Here is a 16,301-nt window from a genome sequence, read left to right as displayed (position 1 = left end):
TGCCGACTTTCAGCCGGGATATGATCATCGGAACAAACCCGATCAGCGTGGTCTTCCCTGCTGGCAAGGAAAAACCCTGGGTCTTGGATATGGCTACCACTGTCGTTCCCAGAGGAAAATTAGAGGTTTACGAGCGTCTGGGCAAACCCTTGCCCCTGGGCTGGGCAGTGGATGAAAAAGGCATCCCCACTGCTGACACCAAAAAAGTTTTAGATAATATGACCAAAGCCGCAGGCGGCGGAGTCCTCCCCTTGGGTGGTGCAGGCGAGGAGTTCAGCGGGCATAAAGGATACGGGATGTCAGTTTTAGTTGATATCTTCTCCGGGATACTATCCGGAGCCTGCTATGGTCCTTATGTCGATACCAAAAGAGACCCGTCCCAGAAATTCTCCAATGTAGGCCATTTCTTCGGTGCGATAAATATCGACAACTTCATCCCTGTGGACAGATTCAAAACCACCTTGGACCGGATGATCACCGAGCTGAAAAGCTCTAATAAAGCCGAAGGCGAAAATAGGGTATTCATTCACGGCGAAAAAGAGTTTGAGAAATCGGAGTATTACAAGAAAAACGGTCTCCCCTTGGAGGAGAAGGTCTATACTCAACTGGAGAAGTTATCTTCGGAGATGAACATAAAGTTTGACATTAAATAATTTTTTGTGTAGGGGCGATCCGCCAGAGGCGGACCTGCCCCGCAGATTTGATTGTAATCGCTTTTCCATTGATGACTAGGCGGAGCAAGGTGCTCCGCCTACGAACTTACAAAATGTCATTCTGAAGGAGCAAAGCGACTGAAGAATCTTTTGAACTCACCCCTGTACCCCCTCTCTTAATAAGAGAGGGGGACTAAGGGGGTGAGTTTAGTCGTGTAGGTGAGTTCCACAGTCGGGAGTGAGGTCATTTTCCATCTTCCTTTTTCCTTCGCCTATTTTCTGTTATGCCCCCTGACCTGACATTTTTGATTTGCGTTGACAGACAAAATATTTCTCTTGACAAGATAAACAAAGCAAGTTATCATACTTTCAGATAAACTTCAATTTTCATTTTATGCGGTTTCTTTAGTTGTGTGATAGAGTAAGTTTCTTATGCTCAGGAATAAAACTAATTTTTGTTTGTACGTAAATGTTTGAATTAATCACAAAATAGATACATCGGGAATATGGTATGAGTTCGAAAACAAATGAGCATATTTGAACCGAAAGTTATGGTGGCATCTGGTATAGATAAATATAGGATTTTGTATTCATATATAATACATTAGTAGATCCAAAGACGGTTCTATGAAGGAGAGAAAAAATGGTTGTGATTAGTCGCCGAAAGATCTTAGGTTTGCTGGGAGGCTTTGGGGCTGCCATCTCGTTGTTGCCAGGCTGTTGTTCACTCAAACGTCTTATTAGGCTACCGTGCGAAGAGAAATCTACATGGAAAATCAAGGCAAAGGAATTTTGGACAGCACGCGTGAAGCAACGAGCAGTTCAAAGAAATGCTGAGCGAAAAATTGGTGAACGTCCCAATGTGAAAACACCATTTCCTTACCTCGTGTGTGACATTGTCGAAAGCTCCAAAGGTAGCCTCGCCAGTCAATTTAGACACGTACCGTTGAACCAATGGTCGGAGGTATGCTTTACCATAAAAAATAGGGGCAATGCAGCTGCCTGTTCATGCTATGTTGAAATGTATGAATGCCCTTTTGCAAACTATCACATGAAATACTCAGACTTTCGCCTTGTAAGTCGAATAGTGACTTCAGTCCTACCAGGGCAGAAGAAGGAAGTAGCCATGCAATGGCAAAGTACACGACCAACAAATGGGGGCATGGTTGCACGATGCTATGATCCCATATTGGATCCGGGAGCACTCACATACGAACAATACTACCGACAGAGTAATGGTTTCAGTTGGTCACAATGGATAGGAGGGTAATACAATGCCTAAATATGGAGTTCACGAAATTATTTTAAGCAAGGCTGCGTTGGGACTGTCAAACTCTAGCAATTCAAGATCGCGTGTTGCCTCAGAGGAAATTGAACAAAACAAGGGAATCGCGAATCTTGGCGCTATAGGTCCTGATTTGTTTTTTTGGGGGTCGGATTACGACGCAGTGAAAAAGCTTTTTCAACTGTACAAAAACATCCAATATGTGGTTCAAAAATATAATGAGGTAATATCACCTATCACGGCGGTCAAAGATGCAATAGGCACGGCAACGGATGCGGTTGTTGGTTCTCTTGCTCCCAACACTCTTGACCTTGTTAAGCAATTAGTGGAACAGGTGAAAGAAACTGCTACTTTGTTTAAAGCTACGGTGACCACAGGCATCTTTACTGGTGTCCTTGGTATTAGCGATCTTTTTTCACAAATAGTTACATTGCCACGATTGACAGCAGAGTTATTTGATCTGTTCTCACCTCCGATGCAAAATCAACTTAAAACAGGTCAGCCGTTTAACATTAAGAAATGGTACTGGTTCGATATGCTTCACTACCGGAGGACAGGCTCTTTCGCAAAGAACCTGATCGAGATTGCTAGAACTGGTACACCCCAACAAAGAGCGTACGCATATGGCTACCTTTCACATATTGCTACTGATGTGATTGGACATGGGTTCGTGAATCAAGTCGTTGGCGGACCTTACCGGCTAAATATCCAACGGCATGTTACCATGGAAAACTATTTGGATTCCTGGGCATACGTTCGATATCTCAATGGAGCAGACGTGTCGAAAAAACTTGGTGAAAACCTGAGACTACCGGCACCTTCTGAGTTACCGAGTAGTATTGTGCAAATGTTAGATGCTGCTTTCCGGAACACGTATTCAAACCTATACCCTACTCTACTCAGGGACCCAGGTTTCTATACACAGGGTGAAATTAGTACTTGCTATGAGACTTTTTATACAGTCCTATCAATGCTGGAAGGAATGGGAGTGGAATGCCCTGTTGAGCCCTTCTCCAATGTGGCTGACATATTGAATAATGCATTGAATGATTTACTCGAGGCTCCACCTTCTCCACCTGATCCACCATCAAGTTCCTGTAGTTGGGAAGACGTGTTATCCTTCGGTTTAACTGAAAGCTCGAGTGAGTGCTATGAACAGTTCTTCCATGAGGTAGCGGAGTGGGCTGAATATATGGGCGAATTGATTTTATGGACATTCGAAACATTGCTTGACATTATCGATCTGATTCTTACACTTCTGCTTTCTCTGCCCATTACTGTATTACTCGCGTTATTATACGGTATACAGTTATTGCTGTATGAGATCTACCAGAGCGTTCGCTCATTGCTTGCTCAGTTCGGTTTTGTATATCCAATTCCAGACGAATTAAATACTAGCATCGGACAAACACTTACTTCGACCATCCTTGGATGTGGAATTCCGTTCAAGTATCCTCTTTGGCGTAATAATGTTTTCAGTCACTTAGTCTGTCCCAAGGGTGGAATTGAGACAATGCAGACTGCACCAGAATTCTACATCTATTCGCCTCCAACAGAAGGGGTCGATTTTATTGAGAATCTGGTTTATAATCCTTCTGTACTTAGGGAATATGCGTCTGCTGGGACTCCTCAAGATACCGTACAGCTCGAATACAATAGAAAACGCATTGGTAATGCAACGGATTTCGCAAAATGGATGATCACTGTAGCAGCGGAGATATCTACACAAGATGAACAGATTGCTTACACGAACTGGGATCTTGATTCTGATCGAGGGTATGCTTACAAAACGTGGAATGGGCGTTTGGATGTATCTGAGAATAAGGTCGTCGACGAAACATATGTAGATTGATCGATTCATGCATTATAGGACGCTGGTTTCGCAATGTTTGCTTTTTAAGAGCATTTTGCTCAAGGAGATCGTGAGCAATAGAAGGTAGGTCGGGCTGTTGAAAACTGCCTGACTAAATCTCTTTCGTCGGGTAGTCCCGCCTTTGGCGGGACTACCCGACCTACTCCTGAACTCTGGCGTTAGCCCCTGAAAAAGAACTCATCTAAGTTGATGCAAGAGAATTTGTGATCAAACAGCATCCTCTATTGACTGAGAAAACAGATGTTATCATCCTCGGAGCTGGCGCGTCAGGGTTGATGTGCGCAATCGAAGCTGGCAAGCGTCACTGTAAGGTGCTGGTTATCGATCATGCAAAAAATCCGGGACGGAAAATTTTGATGTCCGGTGGCGGGCGTTGCAATTTTACCAATTACCATATAAATGCCGACAACTATATTTCCCATAATCCGCATTTCTGCAAATCGGCACTAAGCCGCTACACTCAATGGGATTTTTTGACCCTGGTGCAGAAGCATCATATCGTCTTTAGTGAGAAAACCCAGGGACAACTCTTCTGCGATGGCAGCTCCCGTGACATTCTGAACATGCTGTTATCCGAGTGCGAACAGGCCGGGGTCTCTTTTCAAGTAAATTCGAAAATTGAAAAGATCGAACGGCTGGCTGAGCATCATTTCAAAGTATACAGCAGCCGGGGCAATTATGTCTGCCAGTCGTTAGTCGTTGCCACAGGTGGGTTATCCATACCCGCGATAGGCGCAAGCCCTTTGGGGTATGAAATTGCCCAGCAGTTTCACGTCAAGGTGTGGCCGCGACGTGCCGGCTTAGTTCCCTTCACTCTTCAGCCCAAGGATAAAGAAAAACTATCAACCTTATCCGGTATTGCTGTTGATGCCATGGTCAGTAACAAGCGGCAAAGTTTTTCTGAAAGCATCTTATTTACGCACCGGGGTTTGAGCGGCTCGGCCATCTTGCAAATGTCATCCTATTGGCAGCCCGGCGAGGAGCTCAGGATAAATCTGTTACCAAAGATTGATCTGGTCGATGTACTGAAAGAACAGCAACAACAACGCCCGCAGCGGAAGGTGAAATCAGTGTTGGCGGAATATTTACCTAAACGTCTTGTGGCGATAATGGTAATGCGTAATCTGGCTGAAAGCCCATTACGGACGATCTCTCACAACCAATTTAAGGAGATTTCAGCGCAGCTCCAGCAATGGACCATCAAACCAAACGGCACCGAGGGATACCGAACCGCGGAGGTGACTCTGGGGGGAGTAGATTGTGACGCGATTTCATCCAAGACCATGGAAGCTCGTCCGGTGGCGGGGCTATTTTTTACCGGCGAAGTACTGGATGTGAGCGGCTGGCTGGGTGGTTATAATCTCCAATGGGCCTGGTCATCGGGCTGGTGTGCCGGACAGTATGTTTAGCGCGTTCCTTACACAATTGAACTGTTACGTATATAAATTTATTGTGGCGTGAGGGGTTACCTCCTGACGCTAATTACCTGGTAGCGGATTCAAGGACAGAACACTGTTCTGTCCCTACATAAACCGAGAAAAAATACTAAAGCTAAAGCTTTACACTCCATTTTTTATTTCGTATATTTTTAATAAATGATATTCATTTTGGATCCACAAAAGGACGGTAAAAATGAAAGAAACCCTATTTGAAGACCTGAAGAAATTTTTCGGTGCAAAGAACGTCTTCTCCACATATGAGGAAAGGCTCACCTATTCCTATGATGCCACCAACACCAGTTTTATGCCGGATGCAGTGGTAATCCCTCAGAATACCGAACAGGTAGTTCAGGTGATGAAGTATGCCTCAGCCAACAAAATCCCCATTGTCAGCCGGGGCGCTGGTTCAGGTTATACTGGAGGCTCTTTACCAGTAAAAGGCGGAATTGTGGTCAGTTTTGAGCAGATGAATAAGATTCTATCGGTGAACAAAGAGAAGATGTACGCTGTGATCGAGCCGGGAGTAGTAACCCAGAACTTCTTTGACGAGATGGAAAAGCTCGGGCTTTTTTATCCACCTGACCCCTCCAGCTTGAAGACATCGACTTTAGGCGGAAACGTAGCTGAATGTGCCGGAGGTCTGCGCGGTAGAAAATATGGAGTCACTAAAAACTATGTGTTAGGACTGGAATTTGTGCTCTATGACGGTGAGATAGTCCCTACGGGAGTCTTGAGTCCGGACGGGGACTCAGGGTATGATCTATCCGGCATTGTAGTCGGCTCAGAAGGAACCCTGGCAGTAATCACCAAAATCGCTTTGAAACTGCTGAAAAAACCTCCTTATGAAGAGACTATCTTAGCCGGGTTTAATAATATGGAAGACGCGGCTAAGGTCGTGGCTGATATAACAGCATCTGGAATCACCCCATCCATTCTGGAGTTCATTGACGGAGATACCTTAGCTTGCGTTTTGGAATTCATCCAGACCGACAGGGTGGAAAAAGCCGCAGCAGTACTGTTGATTGAGACAGATGGCGAAAAGGAACATGCACATAAAGAAGCAGAAGAGATTATAAAGATCTGCAAAAAAAACAATGCCAAAAGCTTAAGATTTGCAGACACTAAAGAGGAAAAAGACAACCTCTGGAAAATCCGCAGGTCTGTCTCAGCGTCCCTCTTGAGACTTTCCCCCACCAAGGTGAACGAGGACGTCGCTGTCCCTCCAAGCCAGCTTCCTGAGCTAGTCCGGGGAATCAAGAAGTTGTCAATAGACTATAATGTTCAGATTAATACCTTCGGACATGCCGGTGATGGAAACCTGCACGTGAATTTCATGACCGACTCCAGAGATAAAGCGAAAATGCACCGGGTCGAGCAGGGAGTGGAGAAATTGTTCGATCTGACCTTGAAATTAGGCGGAACTCTTTCTGGTGAGCACGGCATCGGCACGACCAAAGCTAAATTCATGGAAAAAGAGGTGGGCAAATCCGGAATCGAGTTCATGAAAAAAGTCAAACGGGCATTTGACCCGGATGGAATAATAAACCCCGGCAAGATATTCCCGGAATAAATTTTAGACTAACATCCTGTAGGGGCAATTCATGAATTGCCCCTACAATATCTGCATAGAGTAATCGGTAGACCCAGGTTGCCCTCAACCTGGGTCAATTTCTTTTCAGAATCGCCCCACCTTGTGGGCAAGGTGGAGCAACCGATTTTCGTAGTCCGCTGATCGTTGGTCTCTGACCAACGATTTTTCGCCATTGCAAAGCAAACCTTCCAGCTTATACCAGACAGATTGCTTCATCGTCCAGATGGACTCCTCGCAATGACAGTTTCTTTTTTTGACCGCATTTTACCCTCTCCTAGGAGGAGAGGGTAAATTTTTTTCGCAGACTCGCGGGAAAACTATATAGAATGACTTTAATTTTGAAATTGGATTAACTTTTTCAATTTTTTTAAATCTTTTTTCTTGCGGATGACATCCCTGTCAAGCGTGAGTAAAATCTCAAGGACTTACGACTGGGTTATTTCCTGAATGAAACCTAAGAATTTATCCTTACCCTTACGATCCGGATAAGAAAAGATATTCATCGGCACCTGCCACCCCGGAGGAGTTTTGATTGCATTAGAGATATAATATTTTACCCTCTCCCCCAACCTCTTTGCCAGGCTTTTGGCACCTTCTTTTGGAGTTTCGGAAAGGAGCAACAGAAGTCTCTGGTCCTGGACTCCTGAGACCAGGTCAGTCTCCCGAACGCTTTTCAGGATCAACTCTTCCAGCTCTTGTGAGAGAACCTCCATTCGCCGATAACTCTTAAGAGCTCCTCTTTTCACAAATTTAGAGAGACTGCTTAGATCGATTATTAAAAGGGAAAGAAATTCACAATACCTTTCCGCTCTTTTTAACTCATGTCTCGCTCTGAGTCCAAAGTTACGGTGATTCTTGTAAAACTGATCCATTTCCTCCCTTTCTTCACCTTCCTGGTAAAAATCATGTTCATCCCTGAAAGTTTCCATCCAAAAATCTCCTTTTGACAAAATTGTTTATTTCAGCTTTATATAGCTTTTTTGTTTTGATTGTATCACCTTAAAAAAAGAAGTCGGCATCCCAGCCAAAAATTTACGTTCTATCTATTTTTCCACGAAGGGGCACAAACAAATCGTTAATTGTTCAATAAAAAAGCAAAACCTATGCCACAGGTCTTCCGTTTGACTTTCGTTATCGGATTTTAAAAATATAAAATTTAGAATGCCCAAGTCGGAAAAAGTTAGAGGACAACTTAAAGGAAGACAAGGAGTTATCGAAATGTTGCGAAAGGGCTTTAATTTTCTTGATTCCTGCGGAATTTTTGAGGTTCTTTCCAACACGAACGAGAATGTATGATTTTAAGTTAATTTTAGAAATTTATATGCAACTCTATTCACAATCTTTGCACATACTTACATAAGAAAAATTTTTCTTTGTTTATTCTCCGGTTTCGTTGATTCGGTATTCTTTGATCTTATAGAGCAGGGAACGATAACTTATCTCTAAAAGCTCAGACGCTTTTCTTCGATTCCAGTTGGTTTTGTTCAAAACCTCCAGGATCAGTTTCTTTTCCTGATTAGCTGTCGACCGAGCTACCCTTTTCTTAAGAGAATATTCTTTTTCTCCGGCTGGAGTTCCAAACTCTTCTATGGTCTCAGTGGGCACAATAGTAGCCCTTATGGTCTCAGCAATGATATTCTCATCTTCTCGAACCACAATCTGTTTAATCAGATTCTCTAATTGTCGCACATTCCCAGGCCAGCCATATTCCTGTAAAAGCTTCATGCTTTTGGGAGAAAGCTGGGCATAATTCTTCTTATAATTAAGATTATATTTCTTTAAAAAATGGTCAACCAGGAATGGAATGTCTTCCCTTATCTCTCTTAGGGAGGGGAGTTTAATGGTGATCTCGTTTAGACGGTAATAAAGGTCGTCCCGGATAAGTTGCTTCTCCAGTGCTTTTTCTAAATCCTGGTTGGTTGCGCAGACAATTCTTACGTCCACCTGGATATTTTTTATCCCTCCTACCCTGACGAACTCGTGCTGTTCCAATACCTGGAGAAGTTTGGCTTGCAGCTCTAAAGGCATATCCCCGATCTCGTCCAAGAACATCGTGCCCTTATGGGCAGTCTCAAATCTTCCGGGTTTGGTTTTATGCGCCCCGGTAAAAGCACCCTTTTCATAACCGAACAGCTCTGCCTCTAAAAGCTCCCGTGGAATGGCTGCGCAGTTCTGCTTTATAAAAGGCTCGTTTCTGCGACTGGAGAGGCTATGGATCATCCTGGCAACTATCTCCTTGCCGGTACCGCTTTCCCCCCGGATCAGCACGGCTAATTCCGAATCAGCCACTTGCTCGATTAAGCTTTTCACCTGAGCCATAGCAGGTGATTCGCCGATCAGTTTATCATACTGAGACTTAGCCTGCAATTCGGATTTGAGCAGGTCTAATTCTTTTCTTAATCTGTTTTTTTCCAGGACCTTCTGGATGTGGATTTCCACTTCCTTGACGTCAAACGGCTTGTTTATGAATTCAGAGGCTCCCAGACGAATCGATTCAACCACATTTTTTGTCTCGCCATGTCCGGAGAGCATTATCACTTCCGAGAGACGATCCATCTCTTTTATCTGCTCCAGCACCTGAATGCCGCTAAGTCCTGGCATTTTGATATCTAACAGTATTAGATCTGGCCTGGATTGCGAAAGAGATTTAATCCCCTCATTCCCATCCCTGGCTGTAAGTATTTCATACCCCTCCCCTAACCCCTCGCTCAAAAGCCAGGAAACAGTGGGGTCATCGTCTATCACCAGTAATTTCACCTTATCTTTCATAAGCTTTCAATATTTATTCTATCGGCAAAACCAGGAAAATCACCAACTGCAGGGAAGATAAAGGAAAAACCTCGTTCCTTTATTTAACCGGCTTTCCAGTTTCAAAAATCCATTGTGGGCTTTGACGATCCTCTCGACTATGGATAGCCCTAAACCTGAGCCACCCTCCTTGGTCGTATAGTAACGCTCAAAAATCCGGTTAAGATTATCTTTAGCAATCCCCACTCCCTGGTCAGAAATGCAGACTTCCAGAAAACTGTCCTGCTTCTCAGGGTCATAATGTCTGCTCAATTCCACTTTCAACTCTCCCCCTCCGGGCATACTCTCGATGGCATTTAAAAGGACGTTTATAAATACCTCTAAAAGCTCGTTTTCGTTAATATAAAGCGGTGGAAGGCTATCCGGGTATGTCTTAATCAACTTAATCCGGTTCTTCTCTATATCCGTCTTCAGTAATTTTAGACTCTTTTCCAGTGGTGAAAGGATCGATTTTTTCTCGGTTTGATATTTGCCAGGATTGGAGAAATCGACCAGCTCTCTTACCAGCTCGCTTGCCCTTTGTATCTCCCTATCCAGTATCTCTAAAAGCTCTTCTTTTTTCTCCTCCCCTTTTCCCTCTTTCAGAAGTTGAATTACCCCCTTCAAACTGGTCAGTGGTTTTTTCAGGTCATGAGTTATCTCGGACATCATATTTCCCATGGTCAGGAGCCTGGTAGCATTCAGTATCGCTCTCTGCCTTTCGTAGATGGATGCCGCCTGGGAACCCACTATGGAGATGATCTCCTCCTCCTCCCTGGACAAAGGTAGATTTTTGAGATTCCCAGCACTGAGTATTCCGTGAAAAGCCCCTTCTGCCAGAATAGGGAAAGAGCAAAAGAAGCTTTTCTGGGGAATGACGCCTTCATCAGTTAGCCTCTTCTTAATTTTCTCACAGAGCTTATCCCGATCAAATATGTCCAGATCCAGAATAGGGATCTCCAGCCCTGAGGCTTTATCCCTGGTTGCTTTTTCCAGCCCCTGTATTACTGAAAGCCTTATCTTTTGATTTCTTTCGTCCCAGTCAAACCAGAATGAAAAATCCAGGGGCATAATCTTTTTAAGCTGTTCGAAAATGAAACCTGAAAGCTCTTCGAAATCATCTAAGGTTGAAAGACGAGAAGCTATCTGATGCAGGACCGAAAGCTGAGCAATCTTTTTTCTGCTCTGCTCTATATTATAGACATCATCGATGGCTATTGCCGCCTGGGAAGCAAAGGTGGAAATCAGTTTAAGATCCTCGGCATTAAAAACCTCTCCTGAAACCTTATTATTCAAGTTGATAACCCCTAAAATCTTTTCTTTGACTTTCAACGGCGAGCAGATCAAGGACTTGGTTTCATATTTTTCCCTGGATATTCTTTTGAAACGGGGATCTTTTTCTATATCCTCAACTAAAAGTGGCTGCCCCTTTTCTGCCACGTAGCCGGATACCCCTTTGCCTGACTCCAGTCTGGTATTCATTATAATCTCTTTATCCAGTCCGATTGCTGCCTTTATGGATAGATTCTTTGAATCAGGGTCCAGTAACATTATCGAGCCAGTTTTTGCCCCTATGACCTTAGTGGCTAAAGAAAGGATATTGGCTAACAGGTCTTCCAGGGTATCAGTAGAGCTCAAGGCTCTTCCCGCCTGATACAGGGCATTTAGTTCATCTACCCTTTTTTTAAGCTCCTCATTGGCATTTTTTAACTCTTCCAAAAGCCTTTTTCTTTCTGAATCAACTTTTCTTTTTTCCAGGCCTCTTTTGATCGCCCTTTCCAAATCCTGAAACTCGATCGGCTTGAGAAAATAATCATATGCCCCTTCCTCTATCGCTTGAATGGCCGTGTCCAGAGAACCATAGCCGGTCATCAGGATAACTAAGTTGTCCTTATCCTTTGACTTAGCTTTCCTTAAGATATCTACACCGTTCACCTTCGGCATTTTTATATCAGCTAATATCAGGTCAAAATTATTTTCATTTATTAGCCGTATAGCTTCCTCCCCATCCTGCACCGTTTCCACCTCATATCCGGAGTTAGACAGAAGAGTCTTCAGGCTTTCACACATCCTCAGCTCATCATCCGCCACTAAAATTTTTTCCTGGATTTTCCTTTTCATCTCAGGTCTCCCGTGGGCAAAATCAGGTTAAAGCAGGTTCCTTTTCTATCCTCTCTATTTTTGACCCTTATCTCACCCCCGTGCCTTTTGATTATCTCATTGGAGACCCAGAGCCCTAATCCTGAACCTTTATCTTTGGTGGTGTAAAAGGGCTCGAAGATTCGGGAAAGGTCTTTTTCCTCGATCCCTGAGCCTGTGTCCTTGAATTCTATTTCCAGCCTGTCATTCTCCATCCGGGCAGAGATTTTTATCTTTCCGCCTTTGGGCATAGAGTCCCTGGAATTCATCAAAAGATTTAAGAAAACCTGCCTTAACTCATCCGGAAAAACTTCTACCATTGGCAGGTTTGAAGCGATTTTTTTCGCAATCTGAATTTTATTCTTGGAAAACTGCTCTTCTACGAAAGCCAGGGTGTCTTCTAAAAGAAAACCGATGTCGGTCAGGGTCCTGGCCTCAGCTTTAGGATGGTAGAAATCCAGAAGCTGTTTGATAATGCGGGCTATACGATCTACCTCCTCTTTGACTACTTTCAAGTGAGACCAGGATTTGTCAGTCTTCTTCATGGACTGGGAAAGGATCGTCAGATAGTTCTTGATTATTCCCAGGGGATTATTAACCTCATGCGCTATTGCGGCTGAAAGCTGACCCAGGGCCGCTAATTTCTCTGCCTGAGCTAACTGTTGCTGGGTTTTATTAAGTTCTGAGTTTACCTTTTTTTCGCTTTGATAAAGAAGCGTATTCTCCACTGCCACTGCTACCTGATTGACCAGTATGGAGAGGAATTCCAGATCGTCATCTTTATAGGGAAGGCCCGAGACCTTTTCTGAAAGCAGGAGAATGCCTCTTAGATTATCTTTTATTACCAGCGGTGCCACTACCTCAGGTTTTAGCTGATTCTCTGACTTTAACTCTTCCGGATGAAACTTAAGTTCCTGTATTATCTCTCTCGTTAAGAGTGGTCTATTCTTGGTCACCAGGTAATTTGCCAGATTAGAGTCAAGCAAGAGGGCCCACTGATCTGGCATCTCTATTCCTTTGGATTTTGAAAAAGAAAGCGATTTATCATAGGGGGAGCTTTGAACTGAAATGAATGCCCCTCTGGCTTCTAATTGCTGAGCACAGGTAAGAAGAGTATTCTCCAGCAGAGAATCCAGGTCCAAAAAAGAATTCAACTGCCGGCTGAGTTCAAACACCGTGTGCAGGTCGAAAATTTTCTTTTTCAACCTGCGGTTCAGCTCGGTAAGCTCGTTAATTCTGGACTCAATTGCGGCTTTGAGCAGCCTCGCCGGGTCCTCTTTCTTATCCTCCCAGGGGTATTGGCTCATCTTTTTAAAACCTTGAAGTTTTACCTCAAATAAACAGGCTAAGGGTCTAAAATGCAAGAAAAAAAGGAAGTCGGGTGGAGTAAACTCCACCCCTACATGAAATAACCTATATATATAAATCGGCAGTAAAGATATAACTGATTACCTTATAGAAAGCCGTTTCTTAACATTTGACATCGCGCCGACTGGGGAACAATGAATTTCTACCTTCCTTTTGAAGTCCACGTAGAACAAGGGTTAGACCTCCTCAATAGAAAAGAATAGAGACGCATTCTATGCGTCTCTACAAACTGGCGTGTGTGCCGCCGATCGGTAGAACAGACATTCTTGTCTGTTCATAAATGCCAGACAGTAGGTCGGGCTGTCCCAGCCCTGATGGGACTGCCCGACAAATTCTTGAGTCGGATCGCCCCTACAACAGACGAACTCACCCTAAATCCCTCTCTTGAAAAGAGAGGGACTTTTCCCCCTTCTCCTTTTTAAGAGAAGGGCAGGGGATGAGTTTGAAATTAGATTGAAGGGAAGGTAGGTTGGGCTCTCCTAACTCTGATGGTACTGCCCGACAAATCCATGAGTCGGGTAGCTTGCGCAACCCGACCTACGACTGGCTTTACTTTGTGATATAAGTCATTTTTATCAGGATAGGTAAAAAAATCTATTTCTTCTAAAAAAAGCCTTGACATTAATAAGTATTTAGATTAATTAGAATTGGATATAGGACTACAGCTAATTAAACCATGCTGCTAAAGGAGGGGACTATGCGTTTGGTAAAGGTAATCTCAGTTATCCTTTTCCTTTTTTTATCCTCGCTCTATCATCCCAAGAATGCTACCTGCGAAGAGCTAAATAAGACACAAGACAGCATTTCATTAAACAAATGACCAATATTGAATTCGGCGAACTCTATTGTGCAGACTCCAAAGGAAAAAACAAATTCCTCTGAAAAAAGCCAAGCCAAGATTCTTAGAAAGCAAAGAAATACCCGTAGAATAAGTGGGGGAAAAATTGACAAAAAGAGTATTGCTGATAAAAGGAGTGTACAATCTTCAAGCATGCCGGGTTGGGTTACTATAATGAGTGAAGATTTTGAAGGCGTGTTTCCAAATTCAGGGTGGGACGTTTTCGACCATAACGGCTACCTGTACGGAGAGTATTACTGGGATGATGACTATTTTAGACCCTATGAGGGGAGCTGGAGCGCTTGGTGCGCGAGCGGAGGGCTTAATGGATGCGATCCGCCATACTGTAGTTATCCCGATAGCTGCGAGTCATGGATGGTGTACAGACCTTTCAGCTTGAAAAACGCTATTGATGCTGAGTTATTATTTTACTGGTGGCTCTGGTCAGAGCCTGGCAATGACGAATTCTGCTGGATGGCTTCACGAAACGACACCACGTATTATGGGGAATGCAGGAGCGGCAAGTATGGAGGGTTCTATTATGGAAATTTTGATTTGACTAATGTCTACGAAATAGGAAATCTATGTGGTCGGGATTCTGTCTGGATTGCCTTTATTTTTTTTAAGTAACAGCTCAATCACAGACACAGGAGCATTTGTTGACAATATAGTGCTCAGAAAAAATGTTATATACCCGGACCTAATCGTTCAAAGGATAACCCCTAGCAATTACTATCCAACAAGAGGGGACACGATCGCAGTAGACATGGTTATAAAGAATCAGGGAAATGCAGATGCCGACGACTTTTATGTTGGTCTTTACTATAATCCTTCTTACCCACCCGACATATACACCTATAAGGATAAGGTAATGCATGTCAATACCTTACATTCTACTGATACCTTGCTCGTCCGGTTCGAAAATGTTACCGCGGCTACACCAGGGACCTGGAATATGTATGGCTTAGTTGATTGCTACGGGCGTATCGATGAGAGCAATGAAACCAATAATGTCATAGGTCCGACGACTGTCCACTGGCTCGACCCGGGCCAGTTCCCGGATCTGGTAATTGAAGATGTCCAGGTAAGCGGCTATTGCCCATATGTAAACGAGTCCCTATATGTAGATGTGACCATCGCAAACAGGGGCGGCATGTCTGCTGATATGTTTGTTACCAATTTTTACTACAACCTAAGCAGTCGTCCACAATCTGGTTATGACTGCGAAGACTGCGATGATTGTTGGCTCTCGTATTGGGGCTTAGAGCCAGGCGAAAGAGAAACATTTACGTTCACGGTAAAGAATAATCCACCCTTTGGAACGACCTGGACGATGTGGCTTTGGGTCGACCCTGGTAACATCGTTGAGGAGACAAATGAAAACAATAATCTTGACTCTATAGAAATAGAATGGCATGACCTGCCAACTTTCAGGATTTCATCTATGACCCGGGATCAAATCATAAACAAAGGTTTGGAGTTTACTAATGTAAGATGGGTATGCCCTGTAATAAATGACACAGCCAGACATTGTAGCTTTGAAGCCGACTGGACTTCAGATTACGTTGTAGGGGTAGAATATAAGGGAGAAGCTTACGAATGGGGCAGTTTTGATGATACTCTTCAGTTTCGTTGCAATTTAGAAAAAGGACTGCGAGCTGGGTCACACCAAGATAATGACTGTCTTCCGGGCCGCACTGGCAATCCATCCTGGGCAACTGGCATAGATTGCTCTGGCCTGGTCACTAGGGCCTTTGGCATACCCACCAAGAAAAATACTTCTATGCTAATAGGTTACTGCGATTCCTTGAAAGGAGGATTTGAATATGTTCTCAGGGGGGATGCTCTGATCAAAAGAGAGATCCACACCTATTTATTTGACAGTTGGTCAAAAGATGATTCAATGCTTGTAGTCGAGGCAGGAGATTTTCGTGATGAGGATCCAGATGGCTCTTCTGAGGCCCGACTATGGAATCGTCCTAAATGGTGGTATGAGACCTATTTCGCCTTTAAATTTAAAGATGTGCCACTTATAATCGATAATAACCGATCAGGAGATGCCAATAGTAGTGGAAGAACAGATGTAGCGGATATCTACTATCTAGTTGGATACCTTTTCCAACATGGCGCAGAACCACACCCCCTCTGGCGGGGAAATAGCAATGGGGATTGTAAGGTAGATGTAGCGGATATTGTATATCTTGTTAATTATCTCTTCAAAGGAGGCCCTGCACCATACGATTGTCAACCGTGTGCAGGCTGGACTTGTATCTCTTATCCCTAGGAAATAAAATGATTAGAAATATTAAGATACCTTTTGGATAAACA

General features: G+C 43.7%; 10 protein-coding genes. 6 read left to right on the top strand and 4 right to left on the bottom strand.

From position 1 onward, the window contains the following. From MUP17_00175 to MUP17_00160, 4 genes are all read left to right on the top strand, one after another. A partial coding sequence (locus MUP17_00175; GenBank protein MCJ7457397.1) for an Ldh family oxidoreductase occupies positions 1–653 on the top strand: 653 nt, incomplete at its 5' end. Between the two features lie 1,274 nt (positions 654–1,927). Further along, positions 1,928–3,790: a zinc dependent phospholipase C family protein gene (locus MUP17_00170; protein ID MCJ7457396.1), complete on the top strand. Its 1,863-nt coding sequence runs from the start codon at positions 1,928–1,930 to the stop codon at positions 3,788–3,790. Between the two features lie 296 nt (positions 3,791–4,086). After that, positions 4,087–5,220 (top strand): NAD(P)/FAD-dependent oxidoreductase, encoded by a 1,134-nt coding sequence (locus tag MUP17_00165; GenBank protein ID MCJ7457395.1) that lies wholly within the window; start codon positions 4,087–4,089, stop codon positions 5,218–5,220. A 223-nt stretch (positions 5,221–5,443) separates the two neighbouring features. After that, on the top strand, positions 5,444–6,820 hold the full coding sequence (locus MUP17_00160) for an FAD-binding protein (protein ID MCJ7457394.1): 1,377 nt from the start codon (positions 5,444–5,446) through the stop codon (positions 6,818–6,820). Between the two features lie 446 nt (positions 6,821–7,266). Here the strand turns inward: MUP17_00160 and MUP17_00155 are convergent, their stop codons facing one another. From MUP17_00155 to MUP17_00140, 4 genes are all read right to left on the bottom strand, one after another. Further along, on the bottom strand, positions 7,267–7,770 hold the full coding sequence (locus MUP17_00155; GenBank protein MCJ7457393.1) for a diguanylate cyclase: 504 nt from the start codon (positions 7,768–7,770) through the stop codon (positions 7,267–7,269). A 448-nt stretch (positions 7,771–8,218) separates the two neighbouring features. Continuing rightward, positions 8,219–9,610: a sigma-54 dependent transcriptional regulator gene (locus tag MUP17_00150; GenBank protein ID MCJ7457392.1), complete on the bottom strand. Its 1,392-nt coding sequence runs from the start codon at positions 9,608–9,610 to the stop codon at positions 8,219–8,221. Positions 9,611–9,649: 39 nt separating this feature from the next. Then, a complete protein-coding gene (locus MUP17_00145; GenBank protein ID MCJ7457391.1) occupies positions 9,650–11,749 on the bottom strand; it encodes a response regulator in 2,100 nt (699 codons plus the stop codon). Further along, complete coding sequence (locus MUP17_00140) at positions 11,746–13,074, bottom strand: ATP-binding protein (GenBank protein ID MCJ7457390.1); 1,329 nt, start codon at positions 13,072–13,074, stop codon at positions 11,746–11,748. The genes MUP17_00145 and MUP17_00140 overlap by 4 nt, the downstream gene beginning before the upstream one ends. Positions 13,075–14,147: 1,073 nt before the next feature. On the opposite strand from MUP17_00140, the gene MUP17_00135 reads away from it, so the two are divergent. After that, positions 14,148–14,603 carry a hypothetical protein gene (locus tag MUP17_00135; GenBank protein ID MCJ7457389.1) on the top strand — a complete coding sequence of 152 codons (456 nt, stop codon included), beginning with the start codon at positions 14,148–14,150 and terminating at the stop codon, positions 14,601–14,603. 40 nt (positions 14,604–14,643) lie between these two features. Continuing rightward, positions 14,644–16,257: a hypothetical protein gene (locus tag MUP17_00130; GenBank protein MCJ7457388.1), complete on the top strand. Its 1,614-nt coding sequence runs from the start codon at positions 14,644–14,646 to the stop codon at positions 16,255–16,257. Positions 16,258–16,301 lie beyond the last annotated feature (44 nt).

The organism is Candidatus Zixiibacteriota bacterium (assembly GCA_022865345.1).
GTDB lineage: Bacteria > Zixibacteria > MSB-5A5 > MSB-5A5 > RBG-16-43-9 > RBG-16-43-9.
Note: the sequence above shows the minus strand (reverse complement) of the source record. Positions and strands in the feature narration are given on the sequence as shown.